This window comes from Sorangium sp. So ce302 (assembly GCF_051530145.1).
Lineage (GTDB): Bacteria > Myxococcota_A > Polyangia > Polyangiales > Polyangiaceae > Sorangium > Sorangium cellulosum_B.
Map to the genome: position 1 here is coordinate 3,701,077 of NZ_CP150326.1, position 21,246 is coordinate 3,722,322.

Below are 21,246 nucleotides of genomic sequence, written 5' to 3' on the forward strand. Positions count from 1 at the left end.
GGCGCTCGATCGTCGGCGCTAGGCCATGGCGGTCGAGAGTCGGTTGAGCACCAGATCGAAGACGTCCGCGTTCGACAGCGCGCTCGGCCGGCCCCGCGCGGCGTCGGCGTCGGCTGCCTCCGCGCCGAGGAGCCAGGCGCGCTCCCCGGGCCGGAGCGGGTGGCTCGCGAGGATCGGCACCTCCGCCTCGTGCAGGCCGCCGTGGGACCTGAGCCCGCGCTGCACGGCGGAGAGGTCGTGGTAGGCCGCGCTCTTGCCGAGCACCGTGCTCCGATCGCCGAGGACGACGAGGTCGCCGATCCGATCCGGCGGCAGCGCGAAGCGCCGCGCGGCCTCCTCCCGGGTCAGGACGAGCTCCACGCCCGGGAGCCGCTCGAGGACCTGCGCGGCGCGCGCGCCGTCGTCCGGCGCGCCGAGGTACACGGTGGCGTACGACCCGAGCGCGCCGTGGTGCACGACGTACGGGTCGGTGATCGGCAGGAGCACGCGGAAGCCCGAGAGGCCGGCCTCGCGCAGCGCGTCGTCCAGGTAGCGCACGTTCGGTGAGCCGTCCTGCGTGGTCTTGTCGTTCATGCCGTGATCCGCGGTGATGCCGCAGACGAAGCCGGCGTCGAGGTACTCGCCGAAGAGGGCGTCGAAGCGGGCGTAGAACCGATCGGACATCGGCCCGCGCGGCGGCTCCTTGTGCTGCACGTAGTCGGTCAGCGACACGTAGAGCAGCGTGGCCGAGAGCCGCTCGTGCAGCGCGAGGCCCATCTCCATGGCGTAGTGGGAGATGTCCCAGTCGTAGATCGACGGGTTCTCGCGGCCGACCGCGGCGGTGATCGAGCCGATCCCGTGCTCCGGGATGGCCTGCTCGTGCGCCTTCTCCGCCGACAGCGAGATCGGGCGAGGGCCCCCCTCGCGGCAGGCGCCGAGGAGCGCGCGGAGCTTGTCCTTGGCCGTGACGCAGAGGGTCCTGACGCCCGCCTGCTCCATCTTCTCGAAGAGCGTCGGGACGCGCAGGAACCGAGGATCGTTCATCGGCACCTCCTCCCCCGTGGCGGCGTCGAGGTAATAGTTGCCCGAGATGCCGTGCACGCGCGCCGGCTGGCCGGTGACAATCGACACGTTGTTCGGGTTCGTGAAGCTCGGGACCTGGCCTCGACCGCGCACGTACAGGCCGCCGGCGGCGAGCGTGCCCGCGAGCCGCGGCATCAGCCCGTCCGCGAGCGCCTGGTCGAGGTACTCCGGCCCGCACCCGTCGACGCAGAACACCACCGTCTTGCGCGCGGGCAGCGCATAGCGCCGGTCGCCGAGTTCGATCATGCCGAACGCTGACACGCAGCGCGCCGGCCGAGAAGGGCCGTCGCTGCGCCGCCTCGGGCGCTCCTCCGCCTCGAACGGCGGGCAGGGGAGCGGCGGTGCGTCAGTAGCCCGGCCAGGGATCGGCCGGCTTCGGAGGCGCCGGGACCGGCCGCTTGAAGCACATCACACCGGCGTCGAGCGCCACGAGCTCCCAGCCGCCCTCGCCCCGCGCCTTCGCGATGGCGCGGGCCTCGTCCACGCCGTGCGCCTGCTCGCAGTCCTGCTCCCACCGCGGCGCGGGGACGCTCGGCGTGAGCCCCTGGGCGCGAACCCGCCCCGCCGCGAGCGCGACGGCCGCGCCCAGCACCAGACCGCCCAGCACGAGCACGACCCTCTTGTCCATGGCGTCAGGGACATGGTGGTCCGCGCCGGGCAGCACCGTCAAGCGACGCACCGAGGACGTTCGGCACGCCCGGCAGGATTCGAACCTGCGACCCGCGGCTTAGAAGGCCGCTGCTCTATCCAGCTGAGCTACGGGCGCTTGGACGACAAGCGCATCTCTCGTACTGCATCGCGGACGCGGAATCGAGCGTTACGAGCGTTACGAGCGTCGCCAGCGCCGTGGGCGCGGCGAGCGCCCCGGCGACGTCCGGTCAGGTCGACGCGGCCAGGCGGCGGACCTGCTCGCCGGTCCGGCCGTAACGCCGCTGTCGCCGGCTGTAGGTCGCGACCGCCTCGTCGAAGGTCGCCTCCGTGAAATCGGGCCAGAGCGTGTCGGTGAAGAACAGCTCCGCGTACGCGGCCTCGAAGAGCAGAAAGTCGCTGAGGCGCTTCTCTCCGCCGGTGCGGATGATGAGATCGGGATCCGGCATCGCGCTGGTCGTCAGGAAGTTCCGGAGCGACTTCTCGTTGATCTCCTCCGGGATGACCAGCCCGGCCCGCGCGCGGACCGCGAGCGCGCGCATGGCGTTCGCCATGTCGCGGCGACCGCCGTAGCTCAGCGCGAGCGCCAGGGTCATCTCGGTGCCCCCGGCGGTGTCCTCCACGAGCTTCTCCATCGCGCGCCGCGTCGGCGTCGGGATGTCCTCGAGATCGCCGACCACCTGAACCGCGATCCCTCGACGGATCAGCTCGTCGTGCTCCCCCTCGGCGAACTCCTGGCAGATGCGCATCAGCGCGTCGATCTCGTCCTTGGGCCTCGACCAGTTCGCCACGCTGAACGCGTAGAGCGTGAGGTACGGGATGCCGCGATCGCGGCAAGCGCGCACCGAGGTGCGCACGGCCTGCGCCCCGTGCTGGTGCCCCCGCATGCGGGGGAGCCCCCGCGCCGCCGCCCAGCGGCCATTGCCATCGAGGATGATCGCGACGTGCTTGGGGAGATTGCTGGACGTCATGGGCTTTCCTGGGTGGGGACGACGACGGACTCTGCGCCGAGCATGAGCGCGGCAGGGGGGCCGACGGTGGTGCGATCGTGGAGGTTCTGTGGAGGATGGCGCGGGAGAGCTCAAGGCGCTCTGGCCGCTGACGGGTGCGCGAGCTCTTTGGCACGCGCTCGCTCGCCCGAAGACCACCGCCGCGCCTTCGCACCACCGATCCGGTGCGCTGTCAAACCGAGGAAACCTCCCGGAAACCAAAAGGGTCGCCGGGAGGAGCGGCATGGCGAGAGAGCTCATCCTTTCACAGGATCAGGCCCCCGGCAGCGAGAGCTTGAACTCGACCTCGGGCGGCCCGCGGTGGGTGCACTCGGCCGAGCCGCTGTGGGCCTCGGCGATCGCCTTGACGATCGCGAGGCCCAGGCCGGTGCCGCCCCGGTCGGCGCGGGTCGTCACGAAACGGCGGAAAAGGCGGCCCGCGACGTGCCGCCCGATCTCGCCGCGGTTGCGGATCGAGATCGCGACCTGTCCGCCCACGCGAGACACGGCGATCTGGACGGGGGCCGCGGCGTCGCCGTGCGTGTGCGCGTTGTCGAGCAGGTTGTCGACGGCGCGCGAGAGCCACTGCTCGTCGCCGCGCACCGTCGCCGAGCTCGGCGCGTCGAGCTCGACGCGGCTGCCGCGCTCTCGCGCCCGCGCCGCGGCGGCCTCTGCGATCGCGACCAGGTCGACCACAGCGGCGTGCTCCACGCCGCGCGCCTCGAGGCGCGCGAGCGACAGCAGCTCCCCGAGGAGCGCCTCGATCCGCGTGGTCGCCTCGCGGATGCGCGCGACGAAGCGGGCGGCCTCCTCGGCGTCGTCGAGCGCGCCCTCGGAGAGCACCTCGGCGCTCGCGCGGATCGCGGCGACGGGGTTCTTGAGCTCATGCGAGAGATCCGCGGCGAACGTCTCGACGAAGGGGCGGCCCTCGATCTGGCGCCGCATCGAGTCGATGGCGCGCGTCAGCCGCTGGACCTCGCGGCCCTGCGCCGGCGGCGTCGCCGCGCGCACCTCGCCCTCGCTCACGCGCACCGCAAACTCGGTGAGCGCCTCGATCGGCGTCGCGATGGTGCGGCCGATCAGGAACGACGAGATCGCCGCCGCGGCGCCGAGCACCGTGCTGAGCACGAGGATTGGCGGGGCGAAGTCGGCGACCATCCGCTGCACCACGATGGTCGGCTTCACGACCTGCACGCTGCCGACGCGCTGGCCGCGGACCTGGATGGGCGCGGTCACGAAGACGGTCCCGGGCTCGCCCGGCGAGGCGCCGCGCGCCCGGAGCACGCGGCCCTCGGGATCGAGCAGCGCGATGCTCTGGGCGGTCGGGCCCTCGGCCTCGCCGTCGAGCGCGCGCACCGCCGCGAGATCGACGCCGCGCACCTCCATCTCCATCGCGGCCACGGCGGCGAACGCGGCCGCCTCGTCGCGCGCGCTGCCCTCGGCGAGCAGCGTCGCGCGCGCCTCGATGCGATCGATGACGAGCAGCCCGAGCCCGAACGCAAACGCGCCGACGATGCCGCCGAGCGCGATGAAGATCTGCATCCGGATGCTCATCCCCGCCGTCCGGGCGCGGACGAGGCGCGAGGCGAACAGCGCGACGAGCAGGATGAGCGAGACCGCCGCCGCCGCGGTGACGACGAGGCGCAGCACGCGTCAACCGCCGCCTTCCGCGGGGCCCGGCTTGTCCGCGACGCGGTAGCCGACGCCGCGCACCGTCTCGATGAGGTCGGCGTCGCCGCCGGCCTCGACGACCTTCTTCCGGAGCCCCTTCACGTGCGAGTCGATGGTCCGGTCGGTGATCGCGAACCCGTCGCCCCAGACGCGATCGATGAGCTGCGCGCGCGTGAAGACCCTGCCCGGCGCGGCGAGCATGCAGGCGAGCAGATCGAACTCGACGCGGGTGAGGTCGACCTTCTGGCCGCTCACGTACGCGCGCCGCGTGGCCTCGTCGACCACGAGCGGCAGCGGCGCGGACGCGGCGGCGGACGGCGAGGGCCGCGCGGCGCGGCGCAGGACGGCCCGCACCCGCGCCACGATCTCCCGGGGGGAGAACGGCTTGGTCACGTAGTCGTCGGCGCCGGTCTCGAGCGCGGCGACGCGGTCGGCCTCGCTGTCGCGGCTCGACAGGACGATGATCGCGGCGCGCGCCGCGCTCCGCCGCGCCTGGCCGATCAGGTCGAAGCCGCTGCCGTCGGGGAGCATGAGATCGAGGATGATGAGGTCGGCCTTGTCGATCTCCCGCTCCGCGGCCGCGAGCGTGGTGGTGACGGTGGCCGCGAACCCGTCGCGGCGCAGGAAGTAGGCGATCGACTCGGCGATGGCCGGCTCATCCTCGACGACCAGGACCTTGGCCATGGTCGGTGAGCCTAGAACGGCGCGGCGGACGCGTCGACAGGGCTGGTCGGCGGGGCTGGTCAGCGGGGCTGGTCAGCGGACCTGGCCGGCCCCGCCCCTGCGGGGGCTCGCGGGCGTCGCGATCGCCGCGTTCGTGCGCGCTCAGGCGTGCGGGATCGCCGCGTTGACGAGCTCGCGCACGACGCCGAGCAGCCGCTCGTAGTGCTCCGGGACGGGCCGCAGGCCGGCGCAGTGGACCACGAGGCCGCCAGGGCGGAGCTCGAGGTGCCCCTGGAAACCGCGGCGGGCGAGGAGCTTGCGCAGCCGCGGATGGAACGCGCCGGCGGCCTCGCGCTGGGAGGCGGCGAAGGTCGTCACGTGGGCGTCCCAGAGCGCATCGTCGAGGGTGACCCGGGGCGGGGGAGCGCTCTCGATGAAGGCGACGCGCGTCAGGAAATGCTCGCCGACGCGCATCGAGGCGCGGCGCTGGAGCGCCGGGTGCGCCGCGAAGCCGAGCAGCGTCCGCTCGAGGGGCTCGGCTTCGCCCTCGGCGTACCAGGGCTCGGCGATCACCGCGTGCCCGGGGTTCGCCGTCCACGTGCACGCGGAGAGGTACGCGGAGGGCGGCGCGATCGTGTCGTAGGGCTCCCAGCGGCGGAACCAGGCCTCGTCGGGGCGCGCGGTGAAGGCGAGGCCGCGCCGGGCAGCCCACGCCGCGATGTGCTCGGATCCCAGCGGAGGCGGCATGGATGGCGAGGTTAGTCGGCGCGGCGTCGCCTCGGAAGCCTCCGGCGCCATGCGATCGCGAGCGCCCCGGCGCCGAGCGAGAGCCAGGACGCCGCACCTGCGGCCGCGCCGTTCCCGGGCGCGTCGCAGGAGCATCGGCCGTAGATGCCGACCGTCGTCTCGTCGTCGTGGTCGTCGTCGTTGCCCAGCGGGGCTCCAGCGCCTCCGTGGCCTGCGGTCGTGATGGGCGCGCCGCCGGCGTCACCGGCGTCGCCGCCGCTCCCGCCTGTGCCGCCGCTGCCGCCCGTGCCGCCGCCTTCACCGCCGCTCCCGCCTTCACCGCCGCTCCCGCCTGCGCCGCCTGCGCCGCCGCTCCCGCCTGCGCCGCCGCCGCCCGTCTCGCCACCGTCGTCCGCGCAGCGCGTGAGATGGAGGGGACGTTTGCGCGTGCAGTCCGTCGGCGACGCGCAGCGGGGATCGGAGAGCGCGGGCGGCGCGCCTGTGCCGCCGATCTCGCCCAGGTCAGGGTAGGCGACCTCGGTCCTCTCCCAGCGCCCCGCGGTGTGCTCCATCCAGCCGAACACCCGCTCCTGGTACGGAACGGCGCCGCCGATAGCCGGGTCGTAGACGCCGCGGCCCGCGTCGTAGTTGGGGTTGTTCGGGTTGTTGACGTACGCGAGCCCGTTGTAGGCCCACACGGCGCTGTACCAGTGCTCGATGAACGCGGGTTGCCGGTCGCCGACGCAGCGCGTGGCCCTCCACTTCGAGGCCAGGATCTGGGTGCCGGTGGCCGCGTTGTAGGTCGGCTCCGCGGCCACGCGGCGCGGATCGAAATCCGGGCTGTCGCCGCTCCGCATGCCGCTCGTGATCTGCGAGGCGCCGTAGCCGCAATCGAAGGAGATGATCGTCCGCGAGCTCTCCCCCGTCTGGTCCATGGGCCGGTCCGGCGCGCAGAACTGCTGCCACCCCGACTCCTGCATGGCGATCGCCTTGAGCAGCTCGCAGGGGAACGTGGCGGGAACGTCGCGCCGCGCCTCGGGCAGGTCGCAGCCCTGACCGAGGTTGAAGGCCGGCGGGCCGGCCTCGCCCCAGGCCTCGGGGCCCCGCGAGACGCGGTCGAAGATGGCGTTCCACTCCGCGACGGAGGGGTTGATCCCGGGCACGGCCTCGATCGCGCAGCCGCGATCGTTGTACGCGCTCGACGCGGTGAAGCAGGGGCAGTACGCGGCGCGCGCGGCCGGCGCGACCAGCGCGGCCGCGGAGAGCGCCGCCGGGATCAGGAGAAGGCGGCCCGTCACGGCTCCTCCTTCGCGGCGGTGAAGCCGGCGACCGCGATGCGCGCTCCGGGTGGCGCAGGGATCGCGGCGACCTCGCCGCTCTCCACCCGGATCGCGAAGGGGACGGCGAACGCGGACGGGTTCGTGTGCAGCGCCGCCACCCACGCCGCGTCCTGCGAGACGGCCTGGATGGCGTCGATGCCGGGGCCGAGCGGGCTGCGGACCGTGGCGCGCGCGCCGACGACGAACAAGCCGGTGGCGCGCTCGGGCGTGTACGCGAGCCCGCCGCCCGGCCAGGCGTACGGGGCGAGGCCGTGGCTCGCGCTCGCCTCGAGCCGGGTGCGCTTGCCCCGGGCGAGATCGATCCGATCGATGACCCACATGCCAGGGTCGGTCTCGTGCCGCTCCTGGAACACGAGCGCGCCCGCCGCGGCGTCGATCGAGAAATCGCGCGCGAACGGCGGGATCGACGGGGCGATCGCCCGCGTCGCGCCGGAGTCGGGGTCCACGAGGACGATGTCGGCCGACGCCGGGGAGACGCGGTAGAGGACGAGCTCGCCGTTCCACGCGCCGGCGAGGAAGGCGAGGTGGCCGGTGTGTCGGTGCACGGTGCGGATCGCGCCGGTGGCGAGGTCGACCTCGTCGATGGTGAGCGCGTCGACCCGGAGCTGCGCGGGGTCGTTGTCGGGCTGCGGCTCCGGGCCGGCGACGCCGCGTGAGACGAAGACGCGCCCCTCGGCGGTGACGAGCGGGCGGCTCGCGTGGACCACGCCGTCGCAGAGCGCGACGGGCTCTGCGCCCGGCTGGATCCGGAAGAGGCTCGCGTTGAACGAGCGGTCGCTGGACGGGCTCGTCTCGGCGGTCGCGACCACGAGCCGCGTTCGCGGGACGACGCGGGCGCGGACCACGGCGTCGCTCAGGTGCCGGAGCGTGGCGAGCGCGGGACCGGCCTTGGCTCCGCCGATCGGCGCGATGTGGAGCGTGGTCCGGGCCGCCCCCGGAGGCGTCGCGACGATCGCGACGCTGGGTGGAGAGGAGGGATCGGCGGGCGCCGCGACGGCCGTGGGCACGAGGAGACGGCCGACCCGCGAGATCGCGGGCGCAGGGGCGTCGCCATCGGCGAGCACCGCCGTCATCGTGCCCGTCAGCGCGGCGAGCAACGCGCAGGGGAGCGCGATCCTGTGCAGACGGCGCCGTGTCAGGGGCGAGCGGGCGTAGGAGCTGAGACGCACGACAGGAGAAGAGTAGACGATGCGCCGGTGAGCGCCCGCTCGCGTGGCGGCGCTCTCTTGCCAGCCTCTGCCTCCCCGCCGTTCCGCGCCGTCGGGGCGCCCGACCCCGTCGCCGTCACGCCCGGCGAAAGGCAGCGGGCCGCCAGGAAGCCGGCCCTCAGAAGCGGCCGGTCATGCCGAGCCCGGCCGCGCCGGGTCCAGCGACCGGCGTCAGCTGGATCCTGCTGGGCGAGGGCTGATTGAACCCGAGCTCCCAGATGAGGCCACCGGCGACGCCGGCGGCGCCCAACCCGAGCAGCACGCCGCCGACCGTCGCGTGCGTGCGCCCCTGATTGCCCTTCTCGGCCACCTCCTCCGCGCAGCCCTTGCGCGACGGGCAACGGTCCTCGGCGGCGCCGATGTCCGCGAAGCCGCTCGAGGTCAGGATCCCGCCGACCAGCAGCGTGACGACCCCGGCGCCCGTCGCGACCCACGGCGAATAGCCGTAAGGAGGCTGCGGCGGAGGCTCCTCCTTGGGGCGGTCCGGGATCGCCGAGGTGGTGGGGGCCGTCGGGAGCACCGCCGGCGCCGACGCGGACGCGCTCGCGCTGGCGCTCGGCGCCGGCCGGAGGGCGTTCTTGAGGTTCTGGATCTTGTCCTGGATCGTCTGCGCGTCGCTCGCGTCCGGCGTGCGGGCCAGGTAGGTCTCCAGCGCCGTGACCGCCTCGGCCCGCTCGCCCTTCTTCTCGTAGGCGTTGGCGATGTTGATCAGCACGCCGTGCGCCGAGCAGTCGAGCTGGTAAGCGTCCTTCCAGTACTGGATGGCGCGATCGTAGTCAGCGCGCTCGTAGAACTGGGTGGCGGCCTTGTGCGCCCCCTTGGCGCCTTCCAGGTCGGCGGGGGTCGCCGTGCGGTAGCACTCGGGGTACTCGATGGCCGGATCTCCTGCTAAGGCCAACCCCGCGGCGAGGAATATCCCCGCGCCGAGACCGACCAGCCAAGTCCGAAGCACACGCATCCGAGCCGCCCTCCGAGAAGTGGCCGCAGCATACTGATCCGCTTCGCCGGCAGCGAGAAAAAGGAATAGTTGCGGACCTCGAGGCAATGCGTTCGGCCTGCCGACCGGCGTGGCGAGCGCCGAGCGAAGCGGCGGCCAGGGGAACGGGACGGGAGCGCCGAGCGAAGCGACGGCCGGGGGACGGCATGGGAGGGCGGCCGCGGGAGCGGGACGGGAACGCCGCCCGCGCGGCGCGTGGGTGGCCGACCGGCCGACCGGAGCGTCGAGAGACGGTCCCGGCGCTTGCTTGGTTTCCGGTTCTGCTAGTCTCGCCCGGTGATGCTCCCCGAAAAGAAGCAGATCCTCGTCGTGGATGACGAGGCGAACCTCCGGCGGGTCCTCAGCGCCCAGCTCGGCCGGGATGGCTACGAGGTCCACACCGCGGAAGACGGCGAGGAGGGGCTCGCGTTCCTGAAGGAGCACCACATCGATCTGGTCATCACCGATCTCCGGATGCCCAAGGTCGACGGCATGGACCTGCTCCGCGCCGCGCTCCGCGACGACCCATCGCGGCCTGTGGTGCTGCTCACGGCGCACGGGACCGTCGACAACGCCGTCGAGGCGCTCAAGACGGGCGCGTTCGACTACATCACGAAGCCGTTCGATCAGAACGAGGTGCGCGTCGTCGTGAAGAAGGCCCTCCGCACCCGCGATCTCGCGAGCGCGGACGCGACGCGGGACGTCTCGGCGGCGCAGCCCCGGGGGGGCTCCGACCGGTTCGGCATCATCGGCGAGAGCCCGCCCATCCAGGAGCTCTACGCGATCCTCGAGCGGGTCGCCGACACGCCGACCACGGTGCTCATCAGCGGCGAGAGCGGCACCGGGAAGGAGCTCGTCGCGCGGGCGCTGCACGAGAACTCCGGCCGTCGCGACCGGCCGTTCATCAAGGTCAACTGCGCGGCCATCCCGAAGGACCTCATGGAGTCGGAGCTCTTCGGCTACGAGCGCGGGGCCTTCACCGGCGCGGTCGCCTCCAAGCCGGGGCGCTTCGAGCTCGCCTCCGGCGGGACGCTCTTCCTCGACGAGATCGGCGAGATCCCGAACGAGATGCAGGTGAAGCTCCTGCGCGTCCTGCAGGAGAGCGAGTTCGAGCGGGTCGGGGGCATCAAGACCATCCACGTCGACGTCCGGCTCGTCGCCGCCACCAACCGCGACCTCAAGCGGGAGATCGCGGCGGGCACGTTCCGGGAAGACCTCTTCTATCGGCTCAACGTCGTCCCGATCGCGCTCCCCGCGCTGCGCGACCGGAGGAGCGACATCCCCCACCTCTGCACCCACTTCGTCGCGAAGTTCAACGCGCGCCTCAAGAAGAGCATCGAGAGCATCGAGCCCGAGGCGCTCGAGCGCCTGGCCTCGCACGCCTGGCCGGGGAACATCCGCGAGCTCGAGAACGTCGTCGAGCGGGCGCTGCTCTTCGCCGACGGCGCGCGCATCCGCCTCGACGACCTGCCGGAGGAGATCCGCGGCGGCGCCACGTCGGCGCCCGGCGCGTCGCTGCCGCTCGCGGCCGCCGCCGCGGACACCTCCGCCGCGCCGTCGACGCCCGACGGCCTCAAGGAGCAGGTGAAGGCGGCGATGAGCAAGCTCGAGCGCGACCTCATCGAGCGCGCCCTCAAGCAGACGCACGGCAACGTCACCCACGCCGCGCGGCTCCTCAAGATCTCGCGCAAGGGGCTCCAGCTCAAGATGAAGGAGCTGAACCTCCGCGAGCGCGACGCCGAGTGAGCCTGTGGGCCTCGGCGAGCAGCGCTCCGTCCGCGCGCCGGGGGGGAAGGCCCTCGCCGCCGCCGCCTCGCTCGCAGGCCTCCTCGCGGCCGCTCCCGGCTGCGATCGCGGCGGCGCCTCGCCGGGCACGGACGCCGATCTCGACGCCGCCCCGCCCTGGGACGTGAGCCAGACCGAGCCGGAGCCGCGCCCCGGCATGGCGTGGATCCCGAAGGGCGTGCTCATCGCGGGCACGCCGCCGGACCGGCTGCCGCGCATCGCCGACGAGGAGATGGCGGGCGCGCAGGTCGTGATGCACGGCTTCTACATCGACACCTTCTCGTACCCCAACGAGGTCGGCGCGATCCCGACCACGAACATCGCGCAGGACGAGGCGCGCGCGCTGTGCGAGGCGCAGGGCAAGCGCCTCTGCACGGAGCTCGAGATCGAGCGGGCCTGCAAGGGGCCGGACAACACCACGTACGAGTACGGCGACACGTACAAGGCGCCGGTCTGCGCGACCGGGCAGAGCCGGGTCCTGACGCCCAACGGGGTGAACGCCGGGTGCGTGAGCGCGTTCGGGGTGCACGATCTCCACGGCGGCGTATGGACATGGACCTCGAGCCAGTGGCAGCGGGACAGCGGCAAGTCGGGGCTCGTCACGCTGCGCGGAGGCAACGGGCCGACGGGCGAGCTCGTGGGGCGATGCGCCCACGGGCGCGGCGCCAAGCCGGACACGCGCCGCCCCGAGGTCGGCGTCCGCTGCTGTGCCGGCGAGGTGAACAGCTTCGAGGTGGTGCTCGAGGTGACGCGCGATCGCCCGCTCCGGCTGGAGCCGCTCGTCGACGCGCGCGCGGCGGCGCAGCTCGCGGCGCTCGCGCCGGAGGAGGTGCGCAACGCGTCCCGGGCCGGGTCGGCCGAGGGGGCGTTCAGCGTGGAGCGCATGTGGACCTGGCACCCCCGGGGCAACGAGGAGCTCGTGCTCGGCGGCGGCTGCGCGCGGCCGGCCGGGGTGAACGGGGCGCCGCGCGGCCGCGGCAAGCGCGCGAAGCGGGCGCGCCCGGGAGACGGGACGACGTGCGGGCTCCTCATCGGCCGGATGCGCATGAGCGCGCCGGCGCTGCTCGCGTTCGTCCCGTCGGATCTCTGGGAGCCCACGATCGGCGAGACGGACTCGCCGCGCGAGCTCTTCCTGTACGGCGGCGATGCGCTGGGCGCCTTCCGACGTCGAATCACCTACGAGTGGGGCAAGATCGGCGTCGCCGACAAGGAGCGCAAGCGCAAGCACAAGGGCCGCCGCGGGCTCTCGTACGACTGAGTCCCCTCGGCGTCGCGACGAGCGCGCAGGGGCTCGCGGGCGCGACGCCGTCGTAACGGGTGGCGCTGGCGCGCGGCGGCACCACATTCCGGCTGCGCCCTCCGGTCCGCGGCACATTCGCCTTGCGCCCGGGCGCCTGGAAGGGCAGCGCTAGCAGCGCGCGTCGCCGCCGCGCCGTCCGCACGCTCCCTCCGATGACCCGCCCGCACGACCCCGAACCGCGCGACGCGCCGAGCAAGCGTCCGGACGATCCCGTACGGCGGCGCGCGGCCGCGCGGCGCTCGCTGCGCGCAGCCGTCGCGCTCGGCTGCGCGCGGCTCCGCGGCGCTCGCGGCGGGCGGCTCGGCCTCGCCATGGCGGCGCTCATCTCGCTGGGGTGCGGCGTCGTGGCGCTCGTGCTCCGGCTGGACGACGGGACGACCTCGCTGGAGGCGCTGCTCGGGTCCGCGGCGCACGGGCTCGCGTGGGCGGCCGCTGGCCCCATCGCCCTCGCCGCGGCGCACGATCGCCCGGGGGCCGATCGCCGCGACGGCATCGAGGCGCTCGCCGCCGCGCGGGGGATCTCGCGGGCCTCGCTCCACGGCGTGCGCAGCCTCGCCGCGATGCTCGAGGTCGCGCGCGTCGTCGCGCTCCCGCTGGCCGCGCTCTCGGTGCTCGCGGCGCTCCTCTCCGGCTCGCTGCTGCTCGGCCTCCAGCACCTCGCGTACGGCGCCGCGCTCGCCCTGTTCGGCGTGGTCTCCGGTGTGACGCTCGGCGGCCTCGCCGCGGCGAGCGGCCGCGTCGCCGGGGCGCGAGGGCGCGCCCTGTTCCTGGTGCTGACCCTCGTCCCCTGGGGGCTCGCCGATCTCGCCGGCGACTCGAGGTGGTCGATCCCGGGAGCGCTCGGCGCGTTCCTCTCCTTCGCGGCCCGCTCGGCGGGAGGCCCTGCAGGATGAGCCCGAACGCTCCTGTCGTGGTGCTCGAGGGCGTGCGCGCGCGCGACGGCGCCGGCGAAGAGGGGCGCCCTCGGGGGGGCCTCTCGGGCCTGTCCTTGGCGCTCGGTCCGGGCGTGCATGCGGTGCTCGGCGCCCCGGAGGACGGGACGCTCGCCCTCGCGGAGGTGCTCGCAGGGCGCGCAGCCCCCCTCGCCGGCCGCGTCCTCGTGGCGGGGCGCGACCCGCGCCGGAGCGCGGCGACGCGGGCGCGGATCGGCGTCCTCGCCGCCACCCCGGAGCTGCCCGACGGCGCGTCGGTGGCGTCGTGCATGTCGGTCGCGCTCCGGGCCCGCGGCGCGCCCGCGAGCGGCGCCGCGGCGCTCCTCGAGCCGCTCGGCGTCGCGCCGCTCCTCGCCCGCCGCGCGGCCTCGCTGAGCTTCTCCGAGGCCCGGGCGGTCGAGCTGTCGCTCGCCCTCGGGGTGCCGCGGCCGCTCCTGCTCTGCCTCGTCGAGCCGTTCGCCGACGTCGCCGTGCCGTCTTCGGAGCCGCTCCGAGAGCGCCTGCGCGCCCTCGCTGCAGCTGGCGCCTGCGTCGTGCTCGTCACGTCCTCGACCGTCGACGCGAGCGCCCTGGCCGACCGCATCCACGTGCTCGATCGCGGCGTCATCGCGCGAACCGAGCCTGGCGCCGGCGACTACCTCGCCGCTGCCCCGGGCGCGGACCCGCCGGGCGCGGGGCGGCCCGAGGTCGAGATCCACGTGCTCGTTCATGAGCGGGCGCCCGACGCGCCCGGCGCTCGCGCGCTCGCCGCGGCGCTCGCGAGCGCTCCCGCCGTGCGCGCGGGCGCGTGGGAGCAGGGGCCGGCGGAGGCGTCGTCGACGCTGCGGATCCGGGCCGCGGACAGGGAGGCGGCCGCGCTCGCGATCCTGGATGCGGCCGCGAGGGAGGACGTCACGCTCCTCGCGATCTCCTCGCCGCCCCCGTCGATGCACGACGTGCGGGCGGCGACCGCGCTGCACCTGGCCGCCGTTCGCTCGCGCCGGCCCTTCGGCGCACCCGCGATCGAGGGCGCCGCCCCGCTGCCGGGCGCGCCCGAGGGGCCGTTTGCGGTGGCGGCGTTCGACGCACCGACGCCGCTCGGCCTGGCAGCGCCGCTCAGCCGGCCGTCGGACGGTCCGTCCGCGCCCGCTGGTGAGCCGCTGTCGGCGCACGGCGATGCCGCTGCCGGCGGACGGATCGGGGCCGACCCGCCGGGGGCCGACGGTTCGCCGCGCGCCACGGAGACAGGACGCCACGATGGTGGGTGAGAGCGCATCGAGCGCCGCAGCGCGGCCGCTTCCTCCAGCGGAAGGGGGGGTCGAGCGGGGCGGGCGCGCGCTGACGGGCGTCCGCCTCGGGATGGAGATGACCCTGAGCCGCCTCCGCGCGCGGCGTCCGCTGCTGGCGTTGGGGCTCGGCGCCGCGCTCGCGGTCGCGGCCGCGGTCATCGAGATCGCGTTCGGGCCTTCCGGGGCCGTGGACCGGGCGCTGCTCTCCACGTTCCGCCTCGCCACGCCGCTCACGATCTTCGCCCTCGCCGCCGACGCCGCCGATCGCACCGCGCTGCGCGACGCGGCCTGGCCGGCGGCCCGCTTCGGCGCCTCGTCCCACCATGTCGCGCTCGGCATCGCCCTGGCCACGGCCCTCGCTTCCGCCCTCGTGGGAGCGCTGCTCGCCGTCGTCGTCGTCGCCGCCGCCCATGGTCCCGGCGCTGCGCCATTCGTCCGAGACATGCTCGTCAGTGGGTGGATCGGCGCGCTCACCGGAGCCGCCTACGCTGGCTGGTTCTCGCTCGGTGCGACCTTTCTCCGGCGCGGCCTCGGCCGCTTCGTGCCGCTCGCGGCCGATCTCCTGCTCGGTGGCTCGGCCGGGGTGATCGGCGCACTGTTGCCCCGGGGCAACGCCGTCAACCTCCTCGGCGGTCCGCCGCCGCTCGGGCTCGGGCAGCCCGCGAGCGCCGCCCTGCTCGCGTCGAGTGCCCTTGTCCTCGCGCTCGTCGCGGCGGCTCGCTGCAGGGAGTAGCGCGCGGGCCGGGGCCGCGGCGGCTCGGCTCGCCTTGCCCCGACCGGCTGCTTGACGTCCACCGCGATGGCGTGAGCGGCGCAAGAGGGATGGCTTCATCCGCTCGTTCACGTACTCTTCAGGGAATGACTCAGGAGCACGGGGACGACGAGGCCACCAAGGCGGTCAACGCGCCTCGATCGGTCCTGCTCGTCGGCTCGTCCGAGGCGCTGGCGGCGCGCTGCAGGGGGATGTGCCTGCGGGCTCGCGTCATGCTCATCGTCGAGAGCGACCTGGCGGCGCTGACGAACACGGCCGTGGAGCGGAAGCCGCTCGCGCTCCTGTTCCCCGACGACATCTACGCCTTCGACAGCGCGGAGTTCGACGCCCTGGCGCGCGACATCCAGGCCGCGGTGGTGACCCTCGAGCCAGGCGTCACGGACGAGGTCATCGAGGCGCGGCTCGCGGAGGCGCTGCTCCGAGCCGAGCTCCTCCGGCAGCCCGAGCCGTCGTCGAGCCGTTACGTGCTCGTGCCCGACGGTCCCCGCCGCTCCAAGCGTCGCTGACCGGCGCGCCCTTGAATGATGATGAAAAGGAGCTCCATCCAATGAGCGAGCTGCACCTCGATCCGAACGCATCCCGCCTGACGATCCACACCCGAGCCGTAGGGATGCTCGCGCGCCTGGCGCACGACCTCGAGATCACGGCGTCCGAGCTGCGCGGTCGGGCGCGGCTCGACGGCGAGTCATGGAGCGCCGAGCTCGAGGTCCCCGTGGCCAAGCTCTCCGTCGCGGGGGTCCTGCGCGGCGATCGCGTCGATCCCGACGCGCTCTCCGCGGGAGATCGCGGCGACATCGAGCGGCGCCTGCGCGGCGAGGTGCTCGCGGGGACCGAGATCGTGGCGGTGCGCGCCTCGGGGGCCACGCGTGACCGCGCCGAGGTGCGCGTCCAGATCGCCTCGGGGAGCGCCTCGCTGGTGGCGCGGCTCTCCTCGCGCGATCGCGGCGACGGCGCGATCGGGGTGACGGCAACCTGTCAGCTGTCGATGGCTGCGCTCGGCGTGCGCGAGGTCAAGGGGCCGCTCGGCGCCTTCAAGGTGCGGGACGAGCTCGATGTCCTCTTCGATCTCACTCTGCGTCCGGCGGGCTAGGCGGCTCGGACGGGAGCTCTGGCGCCGCGTCGCCGCGCGAGCAGGCGCCGTGGACCTGGTAGGGCTTGCCGGCGAGCCGCTTCGCGAGTGAAGCCCCGCGCCAGGCGACGTACGCCTTGTTGAAGTCGAGCAGCTGGTCGGGGGCGAAGTAGGGGTTCTTCGTCTTGCCGAGCGTGACCAGCGTGAGCACCTGCTCCGCCACGCTCACGGGGCAGCCCTCGAGCCGGAGGGCGGTCTCGTTCCGGGCCATCGCGAGCTTGGTCGTCACCTTCACCATCTTCGCGAGGACGTCGTCGTGCTTCGCGGTGTAGGGGTCCCGCGCGCTCCGCTCCCGGTACAGGCTCTCGATGCTGACCAGCTGATCGCCGATCTTCCCTTTGTACGTCGCGCAGTCGCCGATGAAGATCACCTTCTCGCCCGGCTTCGCGTCGATGGGGCCCTCGTAGGCGCCGAACACGACGTGCATCCGCGGCATCTTCGCGTCGCACTCCTTGTCGTACTCGCGCAGGATCTCGATCGCCTCCTCGATGGCCCCTGGACAGCCGCCCCAGCAGTAATCGGTGTGCTCGGGCTCGGGCGGCGAGCCCGCGTAGGCCGTGATGTTCGTGCCCTCGAAGTACTTCTCGACGCGGACGAGGCCCACCTTGAACCCCTTGGCCTTGTGCTTCGCCTCGTCGAGCGTCACGTCCCCCGTGATCTCGATCTCGCCGAGGTCCATCGGGCCGAAGCCGCGCTCCGACGCCAGGCGGATGTGCTCGACGCTCCTCGGATCGACGCCGATGATCTGGCAGCAGACCGAGTCGAACGCGACCTGGTTGTTCCCCATGATGATGAGGCCCAGGTCGAACGGCGAGGGCGTGAGCATCCGCCCCTCGCCCGCGGTGATGGCGTCGATCGCGATGAACTGCGGCTGCACGATGTACTGCAGATCGGCGACCTTCTCGTTCAGCCGGTGATCGTGATCGATGAGCCTGTGCCGATCGTCCTGGATCCCGATGTAGTTCTTCATCGAGAAGGTCACGGTGGTCCAGGGATGCGACTTGAACTTGGGGCAGTTCACGAAGAAGTCGGCCTTCGCGACGGGCTCCGGCGTGAACACGTAGTCGCGCAGCCGGCCCTCGTGCGTGAGCGGGATCTCGACCTGCTGCTCTTCCTCGAAGTGGTAGTGCTTGACCCCGGTCCGGCGGAACATCGGGTAGTAGCCGGCGCTCTCGTACGTCATGCGGGTCGGGAGCGTGATGCCGCACCGCTCCCCGACGGCGAGCTCTCTCACGCGCCCGTCGTCGCGATCCTTGAGCGCGCCGATCACCCCCTCGACGAACTCGGGCCGCGTGTACGCGTGCGGAAAGTGCGTTCCCGACGCGACGACGTTGGGCTTGATGAGCGTCCGGCCGTGCGGGCGCAGCGAGAGCTCTTCGAGACCGCTGCGCACGATGCTGCGGATCTTCGCAACGTCATACGTCGAGCAGCGGCGCAGAATTACACGAGGGCGCGACGTAATTTTCATAGAAAGCCAGCGTATGGGTCGCGCTGAGCCATCGCAACACTCGCCGCCGGACGAGCCGGCCGGACGAGCCGCGCTGCGCTACCGCTGCAGAACAGCCTGCGCGTTCGCTGCTGGACGGATCGTCGTGGCTTAGCCCGTGCGTTCGCCGCCGACGAGCCGCGCCAGCTCGGCGCGGACCTCGCGCGTCGCATCGATGAGCCGGCCTTCGAGCTCGTAGGTGCGCTCACCGGGCGCCGCGTCGTTGGGCTCGGTGGGTGTGCGCAGGCGGCACCGGGCGACCTTCACCCGGATCGCCGTCCCCGTCGCTTGCAGCGAGCCCTCCACGCGCGCTCCGGGCGCCGAGGAGGCAGTCGAGTGGAGCCGCACGCGATCGCCGTCGATCTCGACGAGCTCTGCCTCGCCGCCCTTGGACCAGGTGAGGTGCGACGTCATTCCGGCCTCCGCAGGCCGGCGCTCCGCCCGCGGGCGGCGCCGCCGCGGGCCCGCTCGATCGCCGCGCGGGCTTCGCGGGCAGCGTCCTTCTCTTTCAGGCTCTCGCGCTTGTCGACGGTCTTCTTCCCCTTCGCGAGGGCGATCTCGGCCTTCACACGGCCGTTCTTGAAGTAGAGGCGGGTCGCGATCACCGTCATGCCCTCCCGCTCCACGCTCTTGCGGATCGTCTCGATCTCGCTCTCGTGCAGCAGCAGCTTGCGCGGGCGCTTCGCCTCGTGCCCGAAGGCCGCGCCGGACATCACGGGGATGTTGACCCCTTTCAGGAACACCTCTCCGTTCTCGATGGCGCACCAGCTGTCGGTGAGCTCGGCCGCGCCGTCGCGGAGCATCTTCACCTCGCTGCCGAGCAGCACCAACCCTGCCTCGAACCGATCGTCGAGGGTGTAGTCGAACGTCGCGCGCTTGTTGCGCACGATGAGCTTCTCCCCCTCTCGCTCCTTCTCTTTGCCAGCGCGGCTCACGCGGCCGCATAGCGCGCGCGCCGCCGCCTGTCCACACCGCTTCACAGGGCGGCGCCTGCGCCGGCGCTGCTGCTGCGCGCCGCTCGCGCGGCGCGCCCCGCTGCAGTGGCGGCGTCCTCGCTTGACGCCGATCGCCGCCGCTCGTCCAATGGTCCTTTCGCACGACCTGCCGTCGGCCTGGAGGACTCAGTGAATCGCGGACTGCGCTTTTCGGCCTGGCTCGGGGCGATGGTGGTGAGCTCTGCGCTGCTCCCCGCGTGCAGCTGCAGCTGCGGCGTCGCCACGGACTCCGGCACGGTGGACGGCGATGGGGGGTGGGGCGGTGGCGGGCAGGGCGGCGATGCGCACGGCGGCGGCGGGCACGGCGGCGATGCGCACGGCGGCGGCGGCGGGCAGGGCGGCGATGGGCACGGCGGGGGCGCGCCGACTCCCAGGCGCGTCGGGGCGACCGAGACGGTGACGGCTGGCGAGGTCGCTAGGAGCTCGCGCTACCGCATGGTGTTCACGCTCGGGCAGCCGACGCAGAACCAGGGGACGTCGACCTCACCCAAGGTGCGGATGCGAGGAGGGCTCATCGGAGCCGACGGGAGCTTGCCATGACGAGGAGCTGGCGATGAGGACATCGATGATCGCGCGATGCATGACGGCATCCGCCCTGGCGGCGGGCGCGGTCGTGCTCGCGGGGACCGCGGCTGCGGCGGTCCCGGCGACCGTCACCCATCAAGGCCGGCTCTACGACGAGCGCGATGTGCCCATCAGCGCGACGCTCGATGTCGTGTTCGCCCTTTACGACGAGCGCGACGCTTCGACGCCCCTGTGGAGCGAGGTCCATTCGATCACGTTCGAGGACGGCTTCTTCTCGGTGCGCCTCGGCTCGATCGTCCCGTTCGAGCAGGCGATCTTCGACGGCGCCGAGCGGTACCTCGGCATCACCGTGGGCGACGATGTCGAGCTGGAGCCGCGCGCGACGGTCGCGAGCGTCCCGTACGCGCTGCTCGCCGGCAATGTGAACGGCGACATCACGCCGACCTCGGTCACGGTGAACACCACGAGCGGCAACACGCTGGTGCTCGGCGAGCGTGGGGTCATCGTGAACGGCGTCCTCGTGATCGACGAGAACGGCGAGTGGGTCGGCTCGCCGACGGGACTTCAGGGCCCACAGGGGCTGCCTGGACCGATCGGTCCGGCCGGTGCGACGGGGCCGGAGGGGAGGGTCGGTGCGACCGGGCCTGCGGGCGCTGCTGGTCCGACAGGGCCGGCCGGGCCGATCGGAGCGATCGGGCCGACGGGCGCCGCAGGCCCCACCGGGCCCACGGGGCCGGAAGGCGTGGCTGGACCTAGGGGGCCGGAGGGCCCGGCAGGGCCCGCAGGCGCGGCAGGGCCCATGGGGCCAGAAGGCCCGGTGGGCGCAATCGGACCGGAGGGCCCGATGGGACCAGACGGTCCGATGGGCCCGACGGGACCAGAGGGCCCGACGGGCGCGACCGGACCGGAGGGCCCGATGGGCCCGAGGGGACCAGAAGGCCCGGTGGGCGCGATCGGTCCGGAGGGCCCGATGGGCCCGAGGGGGCCAGAAGGCCCGGTGGGCGCGATCGGTCCGGAGGGCCCGATGGGCCCGAGGGGACCAGAAGGCCCAGAAGGCCCGGTGGGCGCGATCGGTCCGGAGGGCCCGATGGGGCCGCTCGGGCCAGAGGGGCCGGTCGGTCCCATGGGACCAGTGGGCCCTACCGGTCCGCAGGGGCCAGTGGGCCCTACCGGTCCGCAGGGGCCACGCGGGTTTACCGGCCCCGTTGGTCCGACCGGGCCCCAGGGGGTCGTGCTGACGTTGACGGTCCAGGGCGTCGGGCCGCACGCCGCGCTGCCGGTCGGGAGGCCTGTCGACTTTTTCGGGCCGACAGCGTTGGTGGCGGTCTCGTCGACGAGCCAGTCGATCTATGCGACCGCGCATCGGTACCTGGGCACGGACGGCTCGCCTGCGGACAGCCTCAAGCTCTACATGTGCTACCAGCGGGTTCGTTCCGGGCCGTCTGGCACGGTGCTCGACGAGGTCCAGGCGGTCGGCCTCGGGATGGCCGGCGGCCGGGTCCCCGCGGATACCCGCGTCCCCTTCGGGCTCAGCGCCGTCATCACCAATCTCACCGCGGGCACCTACAACATCGGAATGTGCGGCCAGACCTTGAGCCCGAACTGGACAAGCAACGATTACGGCTACCTCTCGATCCTCCTCGTCAACGGCTAGCCGCCGCGCCTGCCGGGCGCGCCTGCAGCGCTCGGCTTGCCGGGTCGCCCGAGCGTCGTGCGCACCCCACGTCACGGACCGTGATAATTCGACGACGCGGAACGCAATGCCGCAGCA

At 73.5% G+C, this 21,246-nt stretch carries 21 protein-coding genes and 1 tRNA gene; 9 read left to right on the plus strand and 13 right to left on the minus strand.

The window, feature by feature from the left end; translation table 11 throughout:
• Positions 1 to 18: 18 nt before the first annotated feature.
• From phnA to WME73_RS14255, 10 genes are all read right to left on the minus strand, one after another.
• Complete coding sequence (gene phnA / locus WME73_RS14210; RefSeq protein ID WP_437916034.1) at positions 19 to 1,308, minus strand: phosphonoacetate hydrolase; 1,290 nt, start codon at positions 1,306 to 1,308, stop codon at positions 19 to 21.
• A gap of 100 nt (positions 1,309 to 1,408) precedes the next feature.
• Entirely contained in the window at positions 1,409 to 1,690 is a 282-nt protein-coding gene (locus tag WME73_RS14215) for a hypothetical protein (protein ID WP_012235184.1), read from the minus strand.
• 64 nt (positions 1,691 to 1,754) lie between these two features.
• A tRNA-Arg gene (locus WME73_RS14220) sits at positions 1,755 to 1,828 on the minus strand.
• 112 nt (positions 1,829 to 1,940) lie between these two features.
• On the minus strand, positions 1,941 to 2,681 hold the full coding sequence (gene uppS / locus WME73_RS14225; RefSeq protein ID WP_437745996.1) for a polyprenyl diphosphate synthase: 741 nt from the start codon (positions 2,679 to 2,681) through the stop codon (positions 1,941 to 1,943).
• 291 nt (positions 2,682 to 2,972) lie between these two features.
• A complete protein-coding gene (locus WME73_RS14230; protein WP_437745997.1) occupies positions 2,973 to 4,349 on the minus strand; it encodes a histidine kinase dimerization/phospho-acceptor domain-containing protein in 1,377 nt (458 codons plus the stop codon).
• 3 nt (positions 4,350 to 4,352) lie between these two features.
• Positions 4,353 to 5,054 carry a winged helix-turn-helix domain-containing protein gene (locus tag WME73_RS14235; RefSeq protein WP_437745998.1) on the minus strand — a complete coding sequence of 234 codons (702 nt, stop codon included), beginning with the start codon at positions 5,052 to 5,054 and terminating at the stop codon, positions 4,353 to 4,355.
• Between the two features lie 141 nt (positions 5,055 to 5,195).
• Positions 5,196 to 5,780, minus strand: a complete 585-nt coding sequence (locus WME73_RS14240; RefSeq protein WP_012235188.1) for a hypothetical protein — start codon at positions 5,778 to 5,780, stop codon at positions 5,196 to 5,198.
• Between the two features lie 11 nt (positions 5,781 to 5,791).
• Positions 5,792 to 7,057: a hypothetical protein gene (locus WME73_RS14245; protein ID WP_437916035.1), complete on the minus strand. Its 1,266-nt coding sequence runs from the start codon at positions 7,055 to 7,057 to the stop codon at positions 5,792 to 5,794.
• A complete protein-coding gene (locus tag WME73_RS14250; protein ID WP_437916036.1) occupies positions 7,054 to 8,268 on the minus strand; it encodes a hypothetical protein in 1,215 nt (404 codons plus the stop codon). The genes WME73_RS14245 and WME73_RS14250 overlap by 4 nt, the downstream gene beginning before the upstream one ends.
• A gap of 157 nt (positions 8,269 to 8,425) precedes the next feature.
• Positions 8,426 to 9,205 (minus strand): tetratricopeptide repeat protein, encoded by a 780-nt coding sequence (locus tag WME73_RS14255; protein WP_437916037.1) that lies wholly within the window; start codon positions 9,203 to 9,205, stop codon positions 8,426 to 8,428.
• A gap of 378 nt (positions 9,206 to 9,583) precedes the next feature.
• Between WME73_RS14255 and WME73_RS14260 the strand changes: the two genes are divergently transcribed.
• From WME73_RS14260 to WME73_RS14290, 7 genes are all read left to right on the plus strand, one after another.
• Entirely contained in the window at positions 9,584 to 11,029 is a 1,446-nt protein-coding gene (locus WME73_RS14260) for a sigma-54-dependent transcriptional regulator (protein ID WP_437747976.1), read from the plus strand.
• Positions 11,030 to 11,033: 4 nt separating this feature from the next.
• Positions 11,034 to 12,326, plus strand: coding sequence for a formylglycine-generating enzyme family protein (locus WME73_RS14265; RefSeq protein WP_437916038.1), 1,293 nt, complete (start codon positions 11,034 to 11,036; stop codon positions 12,324 to 12,326).
• 194 nt (positions 12,327 to 12,520) lie between these two features.
• Positions 12,521 to 13,261 carry a hypothetical protein gene (locus WME73_RS14270; RefSeq protein ID WP_437746004.1) on the plus strand — a complete coding sequence of 247 codons (741 nt, stop codon included), beginning with the start codon at positions 12,521 to 12,523 and terminating at the stop codon, positions 13,259 to 13,261.
• Entirely contained in the window at positions 13,258 to 14,547 is a 1,290-nt protein-coding gene (locus tag WME73_RS14275; RefSeq protein WP_437916039.1) for an ABC transporter ATP-binding protein, read from the plus strand. The genes WME73_RS14270 and WME73_RS14275 overlap by 4 nt, the downstream gene beginning before the upstream one ends.
• The gene (locus WME73_RS14280) at positions 14,537 to 15,301 is read left to right on the plus strand and encodes a hypothetical protein (protein WP_437916041.1); all 765 of its coding nucleotides are present in this window, start codon (positions 14,537 to 14,539) and stop codon (positions 15,299 to 15,301) included. Before WME73_RS14275 ends, WME73_RS14280 begins: the two co-directional genes overlap by 11 nt.
• Before the next feature lie 125 nt (positions 15,302 to 15,426).
• The gene (locus tag WME73_RS14285) at positions 15,427 to 15,846 is read left to right on the plus strand and encodes a hypothetical protein (RefSeq protein ID WP_272103474.1); all 420 of its coding nucleotides are present in this window, start codon (positions 15,427 to 15,429) and stop codon (positions 15,844 to 15,846) included.
• Between the two features lie 41 nt (positions 15,847 to 15,887).
• The gene (locus WME73_RS14290) at positions 15,888 to 16,430 is read left to right on the plus strand and encodes a hypothetical protein (protein WP_437916042.1); all 543 of its coding nucleotides are present in this window, start codon (positions 15,888 to 15,890) and stop codon (positions 16,428 to 16,430) included.
• Here WME73_RS14290 and WME73_RS14295 read toward each other — a convergent pair.
• The 3 genes from WME73_RS14295 to smpB form a co-directional block, all read right to left on the minus strand.
• Positions 16,408 to 17,862: a DUF362 domain-containing protein gene (locus WME73_RS14295; protein WP_437746008.1), complete on the minus strand. Its 1,455-nt coding sequence runs from the start codon at positions 17,860 to 17,862 to the stop codon at positions 16,408 to 16,410. The genes WME73_RS14290 and WME73_RS14295 overlap by 23 nt on opposite strands.
• A gap of 204 nt (positions 17,863 to 18,066) precedes the next feature.
• Positions 18,067 to 18,369 (minus strand): hypothetical protein, encoded by a 303-nt coding sequence (locus WME73_RS14300; protein WP_437746009.1) that lies wholly within the window; start codon positions 18,367 to 18,369, stop codon positions 18,067 to 18,069.
• On the minus strand, positions 18,366 to 18,890 hold the full coding sequence (gene smpB, locus WME73_RS14305; RefSeq protein WP_437535436.1) for an SsrA-binding protein SmpB: 525 nt from the start codon (positions 18,888 to 18,890) through the stop codon (positions 18,366 to 18,368). Before smpB ends, WME73_RS14300 begins: the two co-directional genes overlap by 4 nt.
• A gap of 189 nt (positions 18,891 to 19,079) precedes the next feature.
• Here smpB and WME73_RS14310 point away from each other — a divergent pair, with 189 nt between their 5' ends.
• Positions 19,080 to 19,490, plus strand: coding sequence for a hypothetical protein (locus tag WME73_RS14310; protein WP_437746010.1), 411 nt, complete (start codon positions 19,080 to 19,082; stop codon positions 19,488 to 19,490).
• A 40-nt stretch (positions 19,491 to 19,530) separates the two neighbouring features.
• On the plus strand, positions 19,531 to 21,129 hold the full coding sequence (locus WME73_RS14315; RefSeq protein WP_437916044.1) for a collagen-like protein: 1,599 nt from the start codon (positions 19,531 to 19,533) through the stop codon (positions 21,127 to 21,129).
• Positions 21,130 to 21,246 lie beyond the last annotated feature (117 nt).

Excerpts from the sequence above, each read along its gene's own strand:
- phnA (WP_437916034.1), bottom strand. The coding sequence starts at position 1,308 with ATGATCGAACTCGGCGACCGGCGCTATGCGCTGCCCGCGCGCAAGACG.
- WME73_RS14215 (WP_012235184.1), bottom strand. The coding sequence starts at position 1,690 with ATGGACAAGAGGGTCGTGCTCGTGCTGGGCGGTCTGGTGCTGGGCGCG.
- uppS (WP_437745996.1), bottom strand. The coding sequence starts at position 2,681 with ATGACGTCCAGCAATCTCCCCAAGCACGTCGCGATCATCCTCGATGGC.
- WME73_RS14235 (WP_437745998.1), bottom strand. The coding sequence starts at position 5,054 with ATGGCCAAGGTCCTGGTCGTCGAGGATGAGCCGGCCATCGCCGAGTCG.
- WME73_RS14240 (WP_012235188.1), bottom strand. The coding sequence starts at position 5,780 with ATGCCGCCTCCGCTGGGATCCGAGCACATCGCGGCGTGGGCTGCCCGG.
- WME73_RS14260 (WP_437747976.1), top strand. The coding sequence starts at position 9,584 with ATGCTCCCCGAAAAGAAGCAGATCCTCGTCGTGGATGACGAGGCGAAC.
- WME73_RS14270 (WP_437746004.1), top strand. The coding sequence starts at position 12,521 with ATGACCCGCCCGCACGACCCCGAACCGCGCGACGCGCCGAGCAAGCGT.
- WME73_RS14275 (WP_437916039.1), top strand. The coding sequence starts at position 13,258 with ATGAGCCCGAACGCTCCTGTCGTGGTGCTCGAGGGCGTGCGCGCGCGC.
- WME73_RS14280 (WP_437916041.1), top strand. The coding sequence starts at position 14,537 with ATGGTGGGTGAGAGCGCATCGAGCGCCGCAGCGCGGCCGCTTCCTCCA.
- WME73_RS14285 (WP_272103474.1), top strand. The coding sequence starts at position 15,427 with ATGACTCAGGAGCACGGGGACGACGAGGCCACCAAGGCGGTCAACGCG.
- WME73_RS14290 (WP_437916042.1), top strand. The coding sequence starts at position 15,888 with ATGAGCGAGCTGCACCTCGATCCGAACGCATCCCGCCTGACGATCCAC.
- WME73_RS14300 (WP_437746009.1), bottom strand. The coding sequence starts at position 18,369 with ATGACGTCGCACCTCACCTGGTCCAAGGGCGGCGAGGCAGAGCTCGTC.
- WME73_RS14315 (WP_437916044.1), top strand. The coding sequence starts at position 19,531 with ATGACGGCATCCGCCCTGGCGGCGGGCGCGGTCGTGCTCGCGGGGACC.